The organism is Flammeovirgaceae bacterium SG7u.111, from assembly GCA_034044135.1.
GTDB lineage: Bacteria > Bacteroidota > Bacteroidia > Cytophagales > Flammeovirgaceae.
The window spans coordinates 6,619,348-6,639,457 of the sequence record CP139021.1 but is presented as its reverse complement, the minus strand read 5'-3'; the positions used below and the strand labels follow the sequence as shown (position 1 = coordinate 6,639,457).

General features: G+C 38.8%; 18 protein-coding genes. 6 read left to right on the top strand and 12 right to left on the bottom strand.

Going from position 1 to position 20,110, the window contains the following annotated elements; all coding sequences use genetic code 11:
• Nucleotides 1-126 precede the first annotated feature (126 nt).
• The 3 genes from R9C00_25660 to R9C00_25650 all read right to left on the bottom strand — a co-directional run bounded on the left by R9C00_25660 (nucleotide 127) and on the right by R9C00_25650 (nucleotide 3,437).
• Nucleotides 127-1,170: a serine hydrolase domain-containing protein gene (locus tag R9C00_25660; GenBank protein WPO35085.1), complete on the bottom strand. Its 1,044-nt coding sequence runs from the start codon at nucleotides 1,168-1,170 to the stop codon at nucleotides 127-129.
• 234 nt (nucleotides 1,171-1,404) lie between these two features.
• Nucleotides 1,405-2,181 carry a hypothetical protein gene (locus R9C00_25655; protein WPO35084.1) on the bottom strand — a complete coding sequence of 259 codons (777 nt, stop codon included), beginning with the start codon at nucleotides 2,179-2,181 and terminating at the stop codon, nucleotides 1,405-1,407.
• A 74-nt stretch (nucleotides 2,182-2,255) separates the two neighbouring features.
• Nucleotides 2,256-3,437 (bottom strand): IS481 family transposase, encoded by a 1,182-nt coding sequence (locus R9C00_25650; GenBank protein ID WPO35083.1) that lies wholly within the window; start codon nucleotides 3,435-3,437, stop codon nucleotides 2,256-2,258.
• Nucleotides 3,438-3,706: 269 nt separating this feature from the next.
• Here R9C00_25650 and R9C00_25645 point away from each other — a divergent pair, with 269 nt between their 5' ends.
• Entirely contained in the window at nucleotides 3,707-4,090 is a 384-nt protein-coding gene (locus tag R9C00_25645; protein ID WPO35082.1) for a hypothetical protein, read from the top strand.
• Nucleotides 4,091-4,466: 376 nt separating this feature from the next.
• Here the strand turns inward: R9C00_25645 and R9C00_25640 are convergent, their stop codons facing one another.
• Both R9C00_25640 and R9C00_25635 read right to left on the bottom strand, forming a co-directional pair.
• Nucleotides 4,467-5,522, bottom strand: a complete 1,056-nt coding sequence (locus R9C00_25640) for a serine hydrolase domain-containing protein (protein WPO35081.1) — start codon at nucleotides 5,520-5,522, stop codon at nucleotides 4,467-4,469.
• A gap of 162 nt (nucleotides 5,523-5,684) precedes the next feature.
• On the bottom strand, nucleotides 5,685-6,647 hold the full coding sequence (locus tag R9C00_25635) for a hypothetical protein (protein ID WPO35080.1): 963 nt from the start codon (nucleotides 6,645-6,647) through the stop codon (nucleotides 5,685-5,687).
• 183 nt (nucleotides 6,648-6,830) lie between these two features.
• Between R9C00_25635 and R9C00_25630 the strand changes: the two genes are divergently transcribed.
• Both R9C00_25630 and R9C00_25625 read left to right on the top strand, forming a co-directional pair.
• Nucleotides 6,831-7,676, top strand: a complete 846-nt coding sequence (locus R9C00_25630; GenBank protein ID WPO35079.1) for a tyrosine-type recombinase/integrase — start codon at nucleotides 6,831-6,833, stop codon at nucleotides 7,674-7,676.
• An 828-nt stretch (nucleotides 7,677-8,504) separates the two neighbouring features.
• Complete coding sequence (locus R9C00_25625; GenBank protein ID WPO35078.1) at nucleotides 8,505-8,888, top strand: helix-turn-helix domain-containing protein; 384 nt, start codon at nucleotides 8,505-8,507, stop codon at nucleotides 8,886-8,888.
• A 10-nt stretch (nucleotides 8,889-8,898) separates the two neighbouring features.
• Here the strand turns inward: R9C00_25625 and R9C00_25620 are convergent, their stop codons facing one another.
• Both R9C00_25620 and R9C00_25615 read right to left on the bottom strand, forming a co-directional pair.
• Entirely contained in the window at nucleotides 8,899-9,531 is a 633-nt protein-coding gene (locus R9C00_25620; protein WPO35077.1) for an ATP-binding protein, read from the bottom strand.
• A 298-nt stretch (nucleotides 9,532-9,829) separates the two neighbouring features.
• Complete coding sequence (locus R9C00_25615; GenBank protein ID WPO35076.1) at nucleotides 9,830-11,212, bottom strand: hypothetical protein; 1,383 nt, start codon at nucleotides 11,210-11,212, stop codon at nucleotides 9,830-9,832.
• Nucleotides 11,213-11,500: 288 nt separating this feature from the next.
• Between R9C00_25615 and R9C00_25610 the strand changes: the two genes are divergently transcribed.
• Together R9C00_25610 and R9C00_25605 are read left to right on the top strand one after the other, a co-directional pair.
• A complete protein-coding gene (locus R9C00_25610) occupies nucleotides 11,501-12,196 on the top strand; it encodes a DUF4136 domain-containing protein (protein WPO35075.1) in 696 nt (231 codons plus the stop codon).
• 30 nt (nucleotides 12,197-12,226) lie between these two features.
• The gene (locus R9C00_25605) at nucleotides 12,227-12,808 is read left to right on the top strand and encodes an outer membrane beta-barrel protein (GenBank protein WPO35074.1); all 582 of its coding nucleotides are present in this window, start codon (nucleotides 12,227-12,229) and stop codon (nucleotides 12,806-12,808) included.
• Between the two features lie 403 nt (nucleotides 12,809-13,211).
• On the opposite strand, the gene R9C00_25600 is transcribed toward R9C00_25605, so the two are convergent.
• From R9C00_25600 to pheT, 5 genes are all read right to left on the bottom strand, one after another.
• Nucleotides 13,212-13,412, bottom strand: a complete 201-nt coding sequence (locus R9C00_25600) for a hypothetical protein (protein WPO35073.1) — start codon at nucleotides 13,410-13,412, stop codon at nucleotides 13,212-13,214.
• Nucleotides 13,413-13,586: 174 nt separating this feature from the next.
• On the bottom strand, nucleotides 13,587-15,164 hold the full coding sequence (gene rny / locus R9C00_25595; GenBank protein ID WPO35072.1) for a ribonuclease Y: 1,578 nt from the start codon (nucleotides 15,162-15,164) through the stop codon (nucleotides 13,587-13,589).
• Between the two features lie 136 nt (nucleotides 15,165-15,300).
• Complete coding sequence (locus tag R9C00_25590; protein WPO35071.1) at nucleotides 15,301-15,579, bottom strand: cell division protein ZapA; 279 nt, start codon at nucleotides 15,577-15,579, stop codon at nucleotides 15,301-15,303.
• Between the two features lie 12 nt (nucleotides 15,580-15,591).
• Nucleotides 15,592-15,870, bottom strand: coding sequence for a hypothetical protein (locus R9C00_25585; protein ID WPO35070.1), 279 nt, complete (start codon nucleotides 15,868-15,870; stop codon nucleotides 15,592-15,594).
• Nucleotides 15,871-16,191: 321 nt separating this feature from the next.
• Nucleotides 16,192-18,609 carry a phenylalanine--tRNA ligase subunit beta gene (pheT, locus tag R9C00_25580; GenBank protein ID WPO35069.1) on the bottom strand — a complete coding sequence of 806 codons (2,418 nt, stop codon included), beginning with the start codon at nucleotides 18,607-18,609 and terminating at the stop codon, nucleotides 16,192-16,194.
• A 415-nt stretch (nucleotides 18,610-19,024) separates the two neighbouring features.
• On the opposite strand from pheT, the gene R9C00_25575 reads away from it, so the two are divergent.
• Nucleotides 19,025-20,011, top strand: a complete 987-nt coding sequence (locus R9C00_25575; protein WPO35068.1) for a T9SS type A sorting domain-containing protein — start codon at nucleotides 19,025-19,027, stop codon at nucleotides 20,009-20,011.
• Nucleotides 20,012-20,110: the final 99 nt, after the last annotated feature.

Genomic DNA, 20,110 nt, shown 5'->3' with positions numbered 1-20,110 from the left:
TTTTTGTTTTTTCTAATTGCACACAACGTTTAGTATATGAAAAGTAGGCGATTTAGAAGAACTAAATTTTCAGTTAAGTACAAATTTTGACAAGAGCAAAAAGCTTTAATTTTATTACTGTTTAGTCTATTTTTTATATACATTGTTGTGCGTTCGTTTTTTTATCAATTCCATAATTTCTGTATGTACCTTAAATGTCTGTCTAAAGTCATCAAGATTGTTTGCAGTATTTTCCAAAACAATAAGGTTCATATTTTCTTTTGGATAATGATAGCAAGCAGATACAAATCCAGGTGCATAACCCAATGCACCAACTTGAATATTTTGTTCCTCGTCTTTAAAAAGTAGTCCATATCCATATTCAACCGTTTCAAAAATCGGGTGGGTTCGAGTTGCGTATTTAGTTGTCATTAATTTCAGAGTTTCTTTCTTAACCAACTTACCCGAATATAAATTTTCGTTCCATTTTTTTAGGTCAGATGCATTTGATATGAAACTACCAGCAGGAACATAATTGTCTAAACTATTTTCAGCAAAAACCAAAATCCTATTTTCGTTTTCTTCATAGCCTTTTACTAGGTGCCCGTATTTTTTGTTGTTTGGATGAAATGTATTTTTAAGTCCATAATTTTCAAAAAGGTCGGTCGATAATTGTTCAAAAGATTTCTCAGTAACCTTTTCAAGGATTTGAGCAAGCAGTTCATATCCCAATTGGGAATAATGAAATTGCGAACCTTGCTCAAATTCCAAAGGTTTGTTTAAGTCAACAATTCCGTGTGTGTGGGTCAACAAGTGATGAATGGTTACTTCTTTTGTCCAAGGTTGCTCTATTTGGGTTAAGTACTTCCCAATAGAATCGTCAAGTTCAAGATTTCCCTTATCATATTCTCTCAAAACCAATACAGCTGTAATCTGTTTGCTTATAGAACCTATTACAAATTGGTCGTTTATATTAAGTTTAGTTTCGTTTTCCAAATTCGAAAAACCAATTGCTTTAGAATAAATGTCTATTGAGTCTGCGGAAACCAAAATCACTCCATTGAATTTTTGTTCGTTAATAATCGAGTCAATTTTTAACGACAAGTCAGAGTCGTTATTTTGTTTTTTCTGTCCGTTGGTTTGACAGGAAATTAGAAGATAAAAAGTTAAGATTATTAAACTATATTTCATTAAGTGTTCTTTTGTTTTTTAAATGACGCACAACGTTTAGTATATGGCAAGTAGGGCAGTAGAAAGCGATAAACTTTCAAGTTTGCTCTGAGCCAAATCGTTGTATTTTGTTTTTAATTTATTCATTTTTAAAAGCCAAATCAACGATTTGGCGGTGTTTGTAAATAGCACGGAACTTTCTTAAACCACCGAACGCCCTATTTGCTATATACCGTGTTGGCGTGTCGTTTTATTTTATTCAACAGCAACAACTGTCCAATCTTCATCAGGTGATTTATTTACATATATCGTTCGTTCAATAAATTTATTTTCTCCTTTTATAATCAGGCTAATAGCCGCAGAACCATAAGTCCCATTTGAATCTGTAGTTGTCTGAATACTACCACTTGGTAGAATTGTATGTCCTAATACTTCTCCAATTTCAGTTTTCAAGTCACTATTGTTTTTCAAATAGACCTTTGCTGCCTCATATGCATCAGTGTTTGGTATAATCACCAACATTAAAACCTTAACAAATACGATAAAACTAATTAGCCAAAAACCAATATGGCTCCAGATATTTTTAAGTTTTTTGTTCTTTCTTGTAGTTATATCCTTTCTAAGAATTATTGCTAACGATACTAGCAGAAGAGTAAATCCAAGTGATTTACTTTCCCAAAAGAAGTATAGGTCAAACATTCTAATAAGGTAACCGAAGACTATTAGGCAGGTTGAAACTCCAAATATCACTTTAACCTTAGTGTCAAGTTCAGATATTAAGTCAATGTAATATTGCTTTATTGAGTTGCTACCATCTTTATTAATTATTTGCTTATGGTCTCTTTTAATTATCAGTTTTCGTCCTTTGGTTAAGTACAGTATAGGACCAATAATCCCAATCATTGAAATTATTATCCAAAGTCCTTTCGAACCATTGAAGTCATTACTTATGATCTGAAAAATGGCAACAAAAGTCGTTATTATCGAACCGAAACAGATAACGAAAAAAATTAAGCCTAAAACTACTTCCATATTGTATTATAAATTATCAAGGTCTTTTTAATGTTGGATAAGCATCCTAGTTTACAAAGTTCAAGGATCCTTGTTTACACTAGATTCTGACTTAATCTGATTGATACTTGTTTGTCTCTAATGTTCTTTTCGTCAAAGTAACCTAAAAATACGTTACGATAAAAGACTCTCCATATACCGTTACCAATATCTTCAACACCTACGTATTTCCCTTTAAGAGCAGCGGTCAAATATATCCAATGATAAGACTTCCATCTGATAGCACCATTTTGGGTTACCTTCATGATTTTTAGGTTAGAATTGTAATCAAAATCTTTGATGATTTCGGGATATGGCCGGGTAGAAAATTGATGGGCAGAAGCAGGAGTTTCCATTTGTAAGGCTTCATGAGGTCTAACATGATTGTACTCTTTTACAAAGCTGTTTAATCTTCGCTGTTGAGCTCTTAAATCTTGGGCAGAAGGTTTTGCACAAGCGGCTTTTAAATCACGGTGCATGCGTTCATGTCGTCCGTTTTGTTCTGGGTGTGCAGGATCAGAAAATACGGGTAAAATACCAAGTTCAATAAACCAGTAAGAGAGCTGTGTAAACCTTTGAATAGCCCTGACTGAACCAAATGGACTTCCGTTGTCTGTATGGATTTGTTGGGGTATACCATATTTTCTGAAAACCTTGGTAAACTCCGCTTTAACAGCCTTAAATGTCTCGTTGTAATGACCTTTTGCAGTGAATAGGAACCTGCTTTTGGAGTCTGCAATAGTTAGGGGGTGACAATAGGTTTTGTTACCCATCAAGAACTTTCCTTTGTAGTCAGCGGACCAAACTTCATTACAGTGTTTAGGGTCAAAAATAGGGAAAAGAGGTTTGATCCTCTTCATTCTTTTTTGAGGTTTAACGTATCCGTGATTTGCAAGAATTTTATGAACGGTAACCACACTTGGAATATCTTTTTCAAGACAAACGTTAAACAACAATCTTCTGATTTTCTTAGCACCCCAGAGCCTGTGTTTTTCCTTTAGTTCTATGATTTTATTGACAACCTCATCGTTAGTTTTTAGAGGGTGGCTTTTGTGTGCTGTGCTACGATCTAATAAGCCCTCAATTCCATAATTAAGATACCGATGGATGAGCTTGTAGGCAGTAGGCCTAGAAATATTAAATGCCCTACAAAGTTCTGTGATGGAATACTTTTCGGTTCTCCATTCACAAATAAATTCTACTTTTTGTTCCATTTTTGTTTTTACTTTCCAAGCCATGATAATTCGATTTTGAGTCAGATTATCTGAACCTAAAAATGTAAACAAGGAAGGTTTAAAAGTGTAAAGGAGGAAGCTTTACCGTACCTAATGCACGCCAACGTTCGGTATAAGAAACGTAGGGCAATTAAATATCCTTACGTTTTGGTTTGGCGGACTTTGTAAATAAACACAGGATTTTGGAGTTAACACAAAAAGCCCTATGTTTTTTATACATTGTGTGCGCCTTGAATGGTGAATATAGCTCATGAACTTGAGTGTTCCAAAGGGTGAAAGACTGGGCGTCCCCGACCCGTATGCGCGGGAGTCGTACCCGAAGCAAAGCAAGTGGCAAGGTTGCTTGGGGCGACCCAAGGACTGAAGTAATCGGACCGCCGAAGCGGCCAGACTGCGGTATCTGTACTGACATTCCTGAGAACGGGAGTTCGAAAGGACATCACGAAGTGAGGAACTTGGATACAGAGGCTATCAGAACTGGGCGTCCCCGCCGGATGAGGTACCACATGCTGCCGAAGTCCAAAGCCCTGATTTCGATTGGGGACAGTGCCGAAATAGTAGATCCAGCGGGGATAGATACAAGCCACCGTGGCAGCGGGATATCCACCTTACCGAGAGGGCAGAGTGTAAAGAAATTGTCTAGTAGACAATTTTAGCGATGAGCCAGGTTGTAGGGGAGGGGATTCTGGAAACGAAGTTGAGAAGTCACAGGGACGCCTGCCGGCAGAGGCCATAGTACCGACCGGGAAAAGAGCCGATGGAAGACTCGGAGTTCTCACGGGTTGACGAAGGGCTGAACGTTAAGTTGCCCAAAATTCGATAGGGAGGCTAAGCTAGCCCTATCTTAAACTACGGCAAAGGCATAGTTGGTGTAAAGAGCGACTATGCTATGCTTGACGAACCGCCCAGTACGAGATCGGGGACGCCTAGTCCGTACGCTGGGTGGTGTGACCGGGCTGGCGTTCCAGGGGCACGCCTAGTGAGGTGCACCGTGGGCTTATGGCTCACGGCCGCCTACTCGATTGTGTGCAGTTATTTTATTCCTCTTTTAATATTCAGAGCTAATTTTTCAAGTTTATCATCTATGCCTTCAAAACTTGCGTTCGATAAAACAGCAATTCCAATGTTAGATTTTGGAAATACCATAAGCCAATTCTGCATTCCCCAAATTCCGCCATGGTGACGATAGCAAACTTCATTTTCTATTTCTACGATATTCCAATGATATCCTATATCAAAATCGTATTGGGTGCTGAAGAAATTCTTGTGAGATTCTTCAATTTCTGGTATTGATTCATTCAAATGATATTTGATATACTTTATTAAATCACTTGTGTTTGAGTGAATTCCTGCAATTCCACCCCAAAGATTGTTTTGATAATGCTCTTGCGGTTCTTTCTCACCGTTGTAGCCTTGTATCAACAAATTTTTATCTTTTGCATTGAGGACAAATTTGGTGTCTATCATTTGGTTCGGTTTTAAGATATATTCCTCAATAAGTTCTTGGTATGGAATTCCATAAGCTTTTTCAAGAATGTACGCAGCTATTTCAGGCGCAGTATTTGAATAGTGGAATTCCGTTCCAGGTTTTGAGCTAATTTCTACTTGATGCAATCCATTCCAAAATGCTTTCTTGTTTTCTCCAGCAGGTGGGAAATTAGGGAAACCACCTGTGTGTGTAATAATATCTTTAATAGTGACTTTTTCTCTATCATATTGGAAATTGGAATATTCTTGTGGTAAATAATCCCTGATATCATCATCAAGCGAAATTTTGCCATCAAGAACGGCTTTAGCAACCATTGTTCCAGTAAAGGTTTTAGTTACAGAAGCCAATTCATAAAGAGTAGAGTCAGTTGGTGGGTTTTTCTTGTTTGGATTTTGCTCTCCAAAATGGAATGTAGATTCTTTTCCATTATTATAAAGCGCAATAGAAACCGAATGAATTCTATCGTCATCCAAAAATTCATTAGCAAAGTATTCAACAATTTCCTTAGTGCTTCCATTCTTGAATTCTTTCTTTTGTTTACAGCTAATTATTGAAAAAGTAACAAGTACTAGAAGTATTTTTATTATATTTTTTGTCAAAGCTTTTTTGTTTTTTCTAATTGCACACAACGTTTTGCGGTATGAAAAGTTGCCGATTGCGGGCGATTTCCTGTCAAGTTACACAAAAATTGAAGCGGGCTACAACCATTGAATAACTTACTGCCTCGGCAATTTTTTATACCGCGTGTTGGCTGTAGTACTTTATTCTTCAATCGTTATATTTTTCTTTTTACAATAATCTTCCATTTCCGTGTCGCTTTCAAAATACTTGTCGCAAAATTCAACTAATTCTCTTTCCGTTGCGGTCACATATTTTTCACTCGCCGTCATCAGTTTTTCAGCTTGTTCGATGAATTTCTCGAAATCCTTGTTAATCTTGCAAAGTTTGTCAATTGTCTTAAAGTCTAAATCACGATATTTTGCAGAAAACAGCACTTTGCTTTCATAAGGATTTGATTTCAATTCAATTATTCCGATTCCGAAAGACTGGTTTAATCGCTCCATTTCTTCATTTAAACTATCACTTATTTCAAAAGCGACAAGGTATCCATAATTTGCCCAGCTTGAATTTGAAACAGCTTGAAAGAAACATTTTTTTAATTCATAATCCGAATTAATCTCTTTTTTCAGTTCGTATGAAGTCATTTTGAAAGTATCCACACGATTAATAGCTTTTAAGAAATTCTGACTTGCTTTAGTCTGTAAGTTCAGAAACTTTATTCCAATCATGTCTGGATGAATCCATTTTTGATGATTATCCTTACTATTTGATGATTGTTCGTGGAAAATTGTTTTCGAATAAATGTCAGCGTTTTTCAAATAGCTACTCAGTAACAAGTGTAAATCTCTTTCTTCGAATGTGCCTTTCTTAATCTGCTTTTTATTTTCAGTAGTTGTTTTTTCAATCAGTGTGTCAATTCCAATGTTTGACTCATTTTTAGTCAAATAGTAAGAATAAGTACCACCTGTTTCTTTAATCCGTTTTACTCTCGTATCACCGTTTCTAATGAAATCCCCTAATAAAGCTGAAATTGTTGATGCAGGTGTTTTTGCATCTTTAAAATCATAGTATTCTTTCTCAACGATGTGATTGTAAACTTCCATGTAGTTTGTCAATCCGTTTAATTCGTCAAGTGTTTTTAAAATTGCTTCTTTTATTGTCATAATTATCAATTTTTGCAGGGTCTTCCAGTATTACAGCCAACGTCCGGATATACGAATGTCGCATATCTGCCCTTTGTCCAATGTTCGTATATCCAGACAATAAAAAATATTAAAATTATACTATAAATTTGGAAATCAATACGTTATATCAATTACATATTTTGTACATAAATGGATATACGAATGTCAGACCAAGATATCGCTAAGTTGGTAAGCCGCTTCAAACAACAGTTGAAGCTCCAACGTTATGCGCCAAATACAATCAACGCATATACAAATTGCCTACAAAAATTCTTGCGAGCCTTTCAAAGATATGATCTAGAAAAGGTAGTTGAAAGCAATATTGAAAATTATATCGTGCACCTTATTGAAAAAGAAAGCATCAGTGCTTCTTATCAAAAACAAATGCTTGGAGCTATAGACAAATTTTTTAATTTATGTTTTCAAAAAAAAATGAAGCTATCTTATTTATATCCACAAAGAAAAGCAGCTTCCTTGCCCAAGTTCATCAGTCAACAAGAAGTGGGCCGTATGTTTAAAGCAACAGAGAACATAAAGCATCTTTGTATATTAAAATTGTTATATGGTGCGGGTTTAAGGCTCTCGGAAGTTTTGGATATGAAAATAAAGAATATTGATTCTGCAAACATGCTTATTCATGTACGAAATGGCAAAGGGCAAAAGGATAGGGCTGTGATGCTTTCAGAAAACCTATTAACTGATTTAAGGGCATATTTTAAGTTGTTCCGACCAAAAGAGTATTTATTTGAAGGGCAGAAAAAAGATAGGTACTCTGAAAAAAGTGTTCAGAATATTGTAAAAAGGGTGGCAAAAAAAGCAAAAATAAATAAGGCTGTAACTCCACATGTTTTGAGGCATAGTTTTGCTACTCACCTTGTTGAAAAGGGGACAGATATCCGCTATGTTCAGCATTTACTAGGCCATAACTCTATAAAAACTACTCAAGTATATACGCATATTACAGATGTGACAAAATCTAAAATTAAAAGCCCACTAGATGATTTATAACTAGCATAGGATCAATCCAAAAAAAGCGGCGAGATTGCCTGGATTGATATTAATTACCTTCGTATATAATTCAATTGCACTATCATAGTTGCCGTCAGAATAGTATTTATTAGCTTCTTCGGAAATTTGCCTGAATTGATGTTGCTATTGCATAAAACAATTACCATAAATAGAAAGTACTTCATTCTATGTTCCCCCAAATTTGGGGGCAACAATTGTATATCAACAATTAGTGTTGTTATTTCTCTTATGCGCTGAACGTCCTTTTCCTATTTGAAGAGGAGCTCAACACGGTATAAATGTACAAAATAACTTTGTTTGGAGGGGAGTGGAGTAGGATATTATACCTTTTAAAAAAGCTAGTCTTGCCTTTTAGTCTTCGTATAGCTTTTCCAGTTGCCCAAATCAGTATAAGTGCTTAAGTACTTTCTAGAATAAAGAACTATATGTTTTGTTTGAAGAGTTATATATATTATTTGGATAACTATATGGAATCTTTGGGTAACTCTATATAATCTATTAGTAAGTACATATTTTCTATGGAGAATTCTATAGAAGCTATGAGTAACTACATGTTTTCTATGGAGAATTTTATAGAATATATAAGTAATTATATGCCTTTTATAGATAACTATGGGTTTGTATAAAAGAAGTATAAAGTGTTTATAAATAAGTTATAGCTAATAAGTAAGAATAATTATGCTGTTTGAAGGAACTATATATGTTCTAAGTAAAGTGAGGAAGTAGGTAGAGTAATTGTTTTAGTAAGTAAGAGGTGTTATATTGTTTGTTAGTTGCAGTATTCACCTTTAAACTCCCCCTACTGTTATGATGTACTACAATTTTAAGCGGATATTTAAGGCGAGAGGGATTGACCGCCCTTTTACCTTCCTCCAAAAAGCAGGTTTTTCAGATAATTTTGCCTCGAGGTGTGGGCGAGGCTCGATCAGGCGGCTCGAACTGAGGGAGCTAGAAAGGCTTTGCTACTTGCTGCGCTGTACTCCCAACGACTTGCTGGTGTGGGAGCCCGATGATTCATTGCCTTTGGATAAGAACCACCCGCTCATGGAGCTGAAAAAGCCTGAAAAGACGGTAGATATAACCAAAGCACTCAATTCTGTACCGCTCAACCAACTGGAAGAAATAGAGCAACTGATCCTCGATAAGATAAAGGAAAACAAGAAGGCGACAGGGGGAGAAGCAAGTGAGTAATCGTAGGATTTCACAAAACAGCCAAAAAAAACGCTTCCTCTTTTTTTAGCTCTTGTTGGAAAATTACGCCGCCTTGCATCAGTTCGATAAGCTCGCGTTTTGCCCTGCGAGGGGAAAGGTTGAGCAACTTGGCGCATTGCTTCACCGTGATGGACTCTTGGCGGTTGAGCTGGTCTACTATCTTAAATTGAAGATCGTTGAGTTGGAAAAGATCATCGCTTTCAGCTTTTTCCATGAGCTTCACTTGATTTTTCCCCGCCGCTATGCTTTTGTCGTTCATCCTCACATACACCTCCCAGTTATTCTTTTTCCCAAGGGAATAGTGCGGTTTTTCTTTGCTTTCGAGGATATTGACTACCAATACGGAAACCCCATTTTTATCTTCTACAACTTGTGCCTTGAAGCTGACTTCGGGGCGGCAAAAATGCTTGGTTATTTCTACAAGGCTGTACATCTCTTCGTCAGGATCTATCCCCAAAATCTGCTGATTGTCCGCTACGCCAATCAGCAGCAAGCCGCCTTTGGTGTTGGCAAAAGAGCAGATTACCTTGGCAAGCTTGTACTTGTGGGTGATGGTCTGCTTGAACTCAAGCGTTTGGGATTCTCCTTTAGAAATGATTCGGGTAAGGCCTTGGTAGTTCACAGCAGTGTAGTCGGTTTATGTTCAACTTCTGGTTAGACAACCTGAAAAACGGATGTAGGAACTATTTGTTCCCTACTATTCTGCAAACTAAGCTTTCATGCGTTTTTTTTAAGCCTGGCTCAAAAGAAACACGATTTGGCTTCAGCCTAAATTTTGGAAAGTATTGGTTGCGAAATACAATTCGCAATCAATGCTAATTTGTTAAAACCAGTAACCAATAACCTGCAACCGTCAGCAGGGTCTAAAAATCAACAAAATGAGACTATTAAAAAATACAAAAATTTAGTACACAAGGTGCTTACTGAGCTAGTTTGCGTTTTTTGTAACGGATGTACTCGGCAATGATCTCGTTGTACACCATTTCGGCTACAGCTCCTGCTCCCCTTCTGGTAAAATGGGTATAATCGGTACTGGCTAGTGGCGGGTCAGCATTTACCCAGCTCACCATCGAGTTTTCCCCGCCCATGGCATCGTACAAGTCCCAAAAGGCGCAGCCAGCTTTGAACGCAGCATTTTTTTGGGCATCTCGCACAAGTTCTACATTGGGGTAGGTTTCGTACTTCGTTCCATTTTTTCGGGACATATCCGACACGCCTATCACCAAAATATCTAAGTCGGGAGAGAGCGACTTTAAGTATTTGAGCTGTTGGGTCATGCTGTATTCGTAGAATCCGTAGTCGTCCAGCACGCTCGGAATCACGTTTACACCAAACTGAAGAATAAGGAATTTTACATTCAACTTTTCGATTTGCTCTTTGTAAAAGCCACGGCTTATCTGGGTAAATTCGGTACCCGAGCTTCCCCTCATGGCTATGTTGTCCAGCGCAATTCCCCTGTTGCAGTCCATGGCTATACCATAAATATCGGGCTGGCCTTGGCTCATGAAGTTCACATTGATGTTCCTGAATTCCTCTTCTACGGGAAACCTAACAACGGTGAGGTCTTTATCTGGTGCTACAAGCTCTTTGCCTAACCGCTTGCCGTTCATATCCACCACTACCTGTACCTCGTCTTGCTTGTTTCTGAGCAGAACTTTGAAGTTTTCAATTACATTAAATCGTTTGTAGGCGTACTTTGATCTAAAGAGCTTCATCTCGCCCGTGTTATTTGGTGCACTTTTGTCGAAAGTAAAATAACTGCCCAACACACCGTAGTTTTTGTGCTTAGGTTGCTTGCGGTCTATGCCGTAGGTAGCGTATTTCACCCAGTTGGGGCTGGCTTCTTGGTAAAGCGAAGAGCGTGCTCCTTCTAGTTCCGTAACAGGGACTAAACCTACTCCGCAGCCTCCAAACCTTTTTTGGAAACGGTTCCTCAGGTAATCACTCATTCTGTCTCCTTCCAGCTGCGAATCGCCATAGTGCAATATCCGGATGAGCTCATCGCTAGAAGAAAGTTTTACGAGAGATGCAAAGAAGTTATCGAGGGGGAAAACCGTATCGGATGCATACTGGATAGGGTGTACTTTTTTCTTGCCTATGTTAGGGTCCGGGTTTTCCTTATACTCCATTTGCACCGAATCCGTTTCCTCTTCCTCCTCTGTAAGGCTATCAACTTGGTTGGCAAGGTTAATAATGTCCGTAATGTCTTTTTGAACTGCTTGTTTTTCAAAGGCATCTGCCCAAGTAAAAATTTTCAGTTCGCTATCCCCTCCCAAAACAATTTTCCCAGGAGATAGTAACATAACTAGGCCTGACATTAAACCTATATAAATAAGCAAGACAATCGCTTTGTATGGTCTTACCATAGCTCAGTTTCTTTAAGAAAAATATGTTGAATTTTAAAACTGCTAATCTACTTGGTTAAATAGAAATATTCTAGTTTTGCTTCGAATTAGATCTGTCCTATCCAAGAAAAAACTATTCATAAAACTAACAGTAATTTTTTAAGCTTCACGTCTTTTCCAACCTATCCTTAGGTGAAGACGGTTACTTCCATATCAAATTATTATGTTGAACAAAATTTTATTTAGATGAAAAAGGAATTACGATTCTTATTTAAAGCAAGTCTATTCTCTTTGCTGGTAGTTAGCATGTTTGTGTCATGCTATCCTGGTGGAGCAGATTATGTTGATGAACTCGATTTGGTAGTTACCGATTATGATCCTGACTTTAAATTCAGCGATAACAAAAAGTACTACATGCCAGATACCATTGGTCATGTAACCAATGACAGGGACTTTGAGCCAGACCCAGAGGTAGATGACGCAATCTTAGCCAAAATGGAAGCTCAGTTTGCTGCATTGGGTTATGAAAGAGTGCCATTAGATTCTATAGTAGCAGAAACAGTTATTCCAGATGTGATGGTCACTGTGACTTCAATTAGAAACGAGAATAGTGGAGCAATTTATTATCCTCCAGGATGGGGTGGATGGTATCCTGGTTATCCGGGCTACCCAGGTTACCCAGGATGGGGATGGGGGCCAGGATGGGGTTGGGGAGGTTATTACCCTGGTTGGGTTTCTACCTACTCTTTCACAACTGGTTCTATAGTAGTAATGATGGCTGAACCTGAGGGTGATCCTTCTCCTGCAGATGGTGAAGATACTGTTCCTGTAGTATGGCTTGGAGGTGTCAATGGGTTGATCCAAGGAAGCGAGCAGAGTATCTTGGCTAGGGCCGATAAGTTGATAGATCAGATGTTCGACCAGTCTCCTTATCTCCAATAACTTATTCTGAAATTATAAAATAGAAGAACCATGAAATACTTTTTAACGATAGTAGTGCTGGCTTTTGCAATGAATGCAAGTGCACAAGGACTTTTCAGCATAACATATGATATTTCGGTGCCTATGGGCGAAATGAAGGACTACATTAGCACTACAAGTGCAAGAGGTGTAAGTATAGATGGAAGGGGATATATAAATGATGTGGCTACTGTAGGTGGTAACTTTAGCTGGCATACCTTTTATGAGGCTATTCCTTCAAGGTCTGAAACGTTTGGCGGTACTAGAACTCTTACCGGTCAGCAGTGGAGATATGTAAACTCATTTCCTTTAATGATAAATGCCCACTACTATTTTGCTGATGAGTTTTCTCTAAGGCCGTACATAGGTGGAGGATTGGGTACTACTCACGTAATCAAGTCAACTAATTTTGGTGTGTATACTATAGAGGATAAAAACTGGCACTTCGGAATTCAGCCTGAAATAGGCGTGCTTGTACCAATGGGGCTTTCCGATACGAAATTAATGGCTAAGATAAAGTACAACTATGCCTTTAAAACAAAAGAGACAATTAACTACTCTTACTTAAGTTTTAATGTTGGTTTTGCATTTTAAGTACACTGTAAACTAAATAACCGAGTGTTTTTAATGATGCTTATTATTTTGATTTTTAGACCCTGCTCACGGTTACTAGATGCTAGTTACGGGTTACTGGTTTCAACTAGGTAATGAGTTGATTAACTGTCTTTTTCTTAAAAAGTGAAAGACTTTTTTAAGAAAAAACGAGCAATCGCAGCGGCGGACCGTCAGCAACAATCAATTACGGTAGTAAATCAACAATAGGCTTTATTTAAAAAAACACGAAAACTTAGTTTACAAGGTATTTACTTATGTCCACCTACTTTAAGCCAATCAGGTAGAAAACAAAAAAGGGTGGATAACTTAGTTATCCACCCTTTTTTTATGATAAATAATTGATATCAAGTTTATAGCAGGCACAATGAGTGTTTGGCTTAAACTAAGCTACTCTCTCTTTGTCTTTCCCTTTAGCAACCTGTACCTCGGCAAAATCAGCTTTGCTAGTACTTAGGTTTACTTTAGAATAAATATCTACTTCTTCAGGATTAGGAAGAGCCTTAGAAGCAAAAACTTTGAATAGTAATGTTGAGAAAATGAATCCTCCTACAATAGCTGATAAAATAATGAATATAGTTTCCATTGCGCCGATATTTATGTTGTAATAATATTTTTTAGAACTGGTGAAAAAATGAATGTGCATCTGTTTGACCAGATTGTTTACAATCATTAACACTCAAATCTAAAAAAAAATCCAGAAGATGAAAATTTTTTCACCTCTGGATCTCTAATTCTTTGATAAATAGTGATAAAAATCTTATCTGGCGTAGTTTACAGCTCTCATTTCCCTGATTACGGTCACTTTAATTTGACCAGGGTACTGCATTTCTTTTTCTATTTTGTTGGAAATATCAAAAGATAGCTGACTCGCTTGGTCGTCTTTTACGTTTTCTGCATCAACCAAAACTCTTAGTTCTCTACCTGCTTGCATCGCATAGCATTTGTTCACTCCTTTAAAAGAAAGTGCCATGTCTTCTAGGTCCTTCAAGCGTTTGATGTACGATTCCATCATTTCGCGCCTAGCACCTGGTCTAGAACCAGAAATAGCATCACAAGCCTGTACAAGTGGCGAGATCATCGAATTCATCTCAATCTCATCGTGGTGAGCACCAATGGCGTTGCAAACCTCTGGGTTCTCCCCATATTTTTCGGCTATCTTCATACCCAAAACTGCGTGAGGCAGCTCCGATTCCTCTTCAGGGACTTTACCTATATCGTGGAGAAGACCTGCTCTTTTAGCCAGTTTTGCATTAAGCCCAAGCTCCGCAGCAAGTGTGGCGCAAAGGTTGGCAACCTCTCTTGAGTGCTGCAAAAGGTTTTGGCCGTAAGAAGACCTGTACCTCATTCGACCAACAATCTTCACTAGCTCAGGGTGTAGACCATGGATACCTAGGTCTACCACGGTTCTTTCACCTAGCTCGGTAATTTCTTCCTCTATGCTTTTCTTGGTCTTAGCTACTACTTCCTCAATCCTTGCTGGGTGAATTCTGCCATCGGCTACTAACCTGTGCAGGGCAATTCTGGCAATTTCCCTTCTTACAGGATCGAAACCAGAAATAATAATGGCTTCTGGAGTATCGTCTACTATAATTTCTACACCAGTAGAAGCTTCAATAGCACGGATATTACGTCCTTCTCTACCAATGATTTTTCCTTTTATTTCGTCGCTTTCCAGGTTGAAAACAGATACACAATTTTCAATGGCATTTTCAGCAGCGGTTCGCTGGATAGCGGTCAGGATGAGTTTTTTTGCATCCTTGGTAGCCGACATTTTTGCCTCTTCCATTATTTGTTTGATGCGTGTAGAAGCATTGCTTCTGGCTTCATCTTGGAGGGCTTCCATCAATTGCTCTCTTGCTTCATCAGCCTTGAGGTTGGCAATTTTTTCGAGTTGACTTACCTGCTCATGTAGTTTTTTCTCTGCTTCGTCTAGTTTTTTGTCCAAAATCTCATTTTGGGTGCTTACTTTTCCTTTGAGCCTAGCGAGGTCATCTTCTTTCTTTTTGATTTCCTCTTGCTGCTTGGATAATCCTGCTTCTCGCTGCTTCAGTTTGGATTCTATCTGCTTGAGCTTGTTTTCATTGGTAATGAGCTGGTTTCTTTTCTTGTTGGCTTCGTTGTTAAAATCAGATTTCATTTTGAGGTATTTTTCTTTTGCCTCAAGCATTCTGTCTTTTTTTGCCGCCTCTGCCTCAATTTCCGCCTCTTTTATCAATAAGTCAGCTTTTGCCTTCGCCTCTTCTTCCAGTCGCTTATAAAACTTTTGGAGGGCATACCTCCCCATCGCAGCACCTATCAAGAGGGCTATGACGGCAATTACTATGTTTTCTAGCATCGTTTTTCTGTTAAGATAATAAATAAACCTGAACCAAGGAATGCGTAAGGCATTGCCTATCACAGACTTACTTAACTTTTGCTGGAGCCAAATTAGGAGGGAATAAACCTAGAAGTACTGAAAGAAGTGTTTTTTACTAAGTGGACTGAAGGCTTTTCTGAATCTTTTCTGTTAGTTCGTCTATATTTTTGCCTACTGCGTCGCCACTTTGTTTTAGCCTGATGTTTTGTACCGCAACGTCAAAAGCTATCATCGCTAATAAATCCTGTTTATCGTTAATTCCGCGCTCTTTCCTTTCCAACAGCTTCTTTTCAATCAACTGAGCCGCATCTCTTAATATTTGTTCATCTTCAGGGTTAATCTTTAGGGAATAACTCCTGTCTGATATCTGGATTTGTATTAGATTTTCTTTCATCAATTACAATGTCTATAGCTCTTCTTTGTTGAGATAAGCTATACAGTAATCTATCTCCTTTATATATTCATCCAATTTGATTCTCAGGTCTGTAGAACTTGTAGGATCTACTGCTAAGTAATCTACAATTTTACTAATTTTTGTTTTATATTGAAAGTCATTTATTTTTTCATTTTGCTCTTCTACCAAAGCTTTTAGCTTTTCATTCTCTCTTTTGCCAAGAATATATTCCTCTTTTAGCTTTTTGTGTTCAGCTAATAGAAGAATCACAGTTTCCTGCAATTTTTTCATTTTGGATTCGAGAGTACTATTTTCCATTGCTTGGGATTTCAATTCTTCAACTTCGCCTTTTTAAATTTCGGCATTTCTCAATCTCATTATAAAAGTAGCATTTTATCAAAAAAGCACCAGTGCTATTTCAAAAAAAGCTTCAGCCCTTCAAAGCAGTCATTTAACTTCCTACTAGGAATGTCTTAAATATGAGTAATTTATGTGGCTATTCCTATCATTATTTTTCCTAGTCCATTATTTCTGTATACATTACCTATTTTTCACAAAAAAAGCCGAGCGTTTTACTGCTCGGCTTTTCAATTTATAAAAGTGCAATTTGTGCTATCTTCTTATCAGGATGCCCAATTCTCTTTCAAATTGAGAGATGAGCCTGTTCATCGTTTTGTCTATTACTTTATCGTTCAATGTAGAATTTTCGTCGAACAAGATGAAGCTTACCGAGTAAGATTTTTTGCCTTCGCCCAAGTTTTTTCCTTCGTATACATCGAATACGTTGATGCGCTTGAGGAGTTTTCTCTCGGTGCGGAGTGCAAGCCTTTTTATTTCTGCAAAGCTAATAGAGCTATCTATTACCAACGATAAGTCCCTGCGAACTTCTGGGAAACGTGGGATTTGTTGGTAAACCACTTTCATTTGCATCTGCTTCAGCACGGTTAGCCAATCGAATTCCGCATAGAAGATGGGCTGCTCTATCCCCAATACATCCGTCAAGTTAGGTTTCAATTGTCCTAACTTCACCAATGTGGCTTTTCTCGATTTGTATTCCAAGCCATAGGCAAAAGCTTTGTCTTCCGTTTCTTCCATGTCGTAATCTTGGAAGTTCAACTTGCCTAGTACTTTTTGAACGGCTGTTGCCAATTGGTGGAAATCGCTTGGTTTTGTTTTCTCTATCCAGCTTTCCTCTTGTTTTTTTCCGGTAAGGAAAATGACCAAGTTTTCTTGCTCGTCGTATCCGCCCTCGGCTTTTTTATGATAAGTTTTACCAAATTCAAAAAGCTTCAAGTCGGTTTGCCTACGGTTGATGTTGTGCAGCACTACTTCCAAGCCAGAGAATAGCATCGTTTGGCGCATTACGTTCAAATCGGCGCTGAGCGCATTGAGCATGTACACATTTTGAGCAGGATCTAACCCTTCGTGCTTCTCTGCGTAGGCATCTTTGGTAAGCGAGTTGGTCATCAACTCTTGGTAGCCAGAGGCAGCCAGTAGCTGAGAAACCGTGTTTTTTATCAAATCAGGGTCTTTTACGGGGAAACTAGCCAAGTAGTCGGAGTCCAATGCTTCGGCTGGCTCTATTTTCTCGTACCCGTAAATCCTCAAAATATCTTCAATTACGTCTGCTTCTCGCTGCACGTCCACACGGTAAGGAGGGATGGAAACTGTCAACTTTTCTTCGTCAGAAGATAAAATCTCCATTTCGAGGCTTTCCAAAATAGCTTTGATTTCCTCTCGGTCTATCACCACGCCAATGAGCCTATCTACGTTTTTGTACTTCACTGTTACCTCAAAGTTGGCGACTGGCTCAGGGTAGATATCTACGATGTCAGAAGAAACTTCCCCACCTGCTACTTCTTTTATGAGCATAGCCGCGGCTTTCAGCGCAAAAACAGGCATGTTCGGGTCAGTTCCTCTTTCAAAGCGGAAAGAAGAATCGGTTTTGAGACCGTGCACCTGAGAAGTTTTTCGTACGAAAGCAGGGTCGAAACAAGCGCTTTCCAAGAAAATACTGGTAGTGCCTTCGGTTACGCCCGAGTGCAAACCGCCAAATACCCCAGCTATGCACATAGGCTCTTCCGAGTTGCAGATCATCAGGTCATTGGCAACTAGCTCACGCTCTTCTTCGTCTAGCGTGACGAATTTTGTGCCCGCAGCTACCGTTTTTACCAAAATCTTATTCCCTTTTATCTTCTCGGCATCAAAGGCATGGAGCGGCTGGCCCAAGCCATGTAATATATAATTGGTAGCATCTACCACATTGTTGATAGGTGCAAGTCCAATAGATTTAAGTCTATTTTGTAACCATTCGGGAGAAGTTTTTACTTCCAAGCCAGAAATGGTCAAGCCCGAATAGCGTAGGCAAGCTTCTTTTTTCTCTACCTCCACGCCGATAGGCAGCGATTGGTTATCTATCTTGAAACCAGAAATATCTGGTAAATTGATAGGTCTTTTGAGCAAAGAGCTAAGATCCCTAGCCACGCCAAGGTGCGAAGCGGCATCTACCCTGTTGGGGGTAAGCCCGATTTCCAACACATGGTCCGATTTTATATCAAAATATTCACTAGCTGGCGTGCTGTTTGGCAAGTCAGTGTCTAGCACCATAATTCCGTCGTGGCCTTTACCCAGCCCAATTTCATCTTCGGCGCAAATCATTCCCAAGGAAACTTCCCCACGGATTTTCGCTTTTTTGATTTTGAAAGGCTCACCTTCGGAAGGGTATAGGGTTGCCCCCACAGTAGCCACTATTACTTTTTGCCCAGCAGCTACATTTGGTGCGCCACACACAATGGGTGAAGGCTCTTCTCCGCCAATATCTACTTTGGTAAGCGAAAGCTTATCGGCATTGGGGTGTTGTTCCCTTTCCAATACCTCGCCAATTACCAAGCCCTTAAGTCCTCCTTCTATGGTCTCAAATTCCTCAAGCCCTTCCACTTCCAGTCCGCCCATAGTGAGCAGGTGGTCAAGGTCTTTGGGGTCTTCCTTTATCTCTACAAAATCCTTCAGCCAATCAATTGATATTTTCATCTTTCAAAAAAATTTTCTAGCACATTATCCGAATCTGCAATCTATGGTTGCAACGGGTTGGCAAAACTACTAGAAATTAGTCAGACTTGGGAAAGGGATAAAGGGAAATGTGGAAAGTAGATAAGAGTTGGGATGTGAGTATGTAGGAAAAAGGGGAATATAAAAAAAGGTACGATAGAAATAGGTGGGAATTGGCAAGGGGGTGAGAGTATTGGGCGAGAGTGTGGAAAAAAACAGTTCATTTTTTCATCTTATCATTTTAACCTCTAATTCCCAGCAACTACCAACTAATCACGCTTTCATTGAAATCTTCCCGTCATTGGTTGAATAAATTTCCTAGACTAGTGCACTCCCGCTTACTTCGTAACATAAGAAAAGAGAAAAAGTAATCACCTAATTTATAAAACCAATTAATATGAAACAGATCATGAATAGTAATTTGAAAAGACTAGCCCTGTTAATGTTTTCGGTATTTACCGTGTCAACTATCGTATTTGCCCAACCAAAAAGGGGAGATGGTAGGGAAAGGAACGAAGAGCTTCGTAAGGAGATGAAGGAATACTTTGAGGAAAACATCTTACCAGAGATGAAAACCCAAAGAGAGAAACTCGATCAAATATTGACGAACTCGGAAAAAAAACAAGTAGAGGAACTACGAGTACAAGCCAAGGTGATGAAAGAAGAAAAGATGGCTAAGAGGGAAGATATGAGGGGAAGTGGGCGTCCAGAAAGAGGGGAGCTGACTGAAGCGCAACGTGCCGAAATGCAGCAAAAGAAGAGAGAGCAGCGCCAGTTGATGACCCAAGCTTGGGCAATTTTGGATAATCATGCCGATGAAGTAGATGCCTTGGTAGCAGCTACAGCGGAAGACAGGGAACAGTGGCGCAATGATATGAAAGCGATTAAGGAAAAACACCTTGGTGAGAGAGGAGAAGGCAGAGGAATGAAAGGTGGAAAAGGAAGAAGAGGGCATGGCAATGGTGAAGGAATGGATCAAGGCGGACGAAGAGGTGGACATGGTGGATCTAAAGGAAGAATGGGCGGAGGTCCTGGTGGAATGATGGGCAAAGAAATGATGGCTGGACCAATGTTTTTGCTATGGGATGTGAACGAACCTTTTGGTTTTGGCGGAGATAAAAGAGGAGAGTTAGGTGGCACAATGGTGTCTCCCAATCCAGGTACCACCATCGTGAATATCGATTATACCCTCAAGTCAGCTGGTAATGTAAAAATTACGCTCCATGATCGTTCTGGAGAATTAGTAGAAACTATAATCGATACCAACCAGCTAGCAGGTGATTTTACAGAGCAGCTAAATATTGAGACCCTTTCAAGTGGAGTCTATATCTACAAAATCACTACTACCGATGGTACTGAAACCAAGAGGTTCATAAAGAGATAAATAAAAATAAATTCCATCAAGATTTAGGTGATGGAAGCTAAAAAAACAGACAAGCCTTAGTGCAAAAAATCAGTGTACCTCAGTCACCTTGTGATTGGG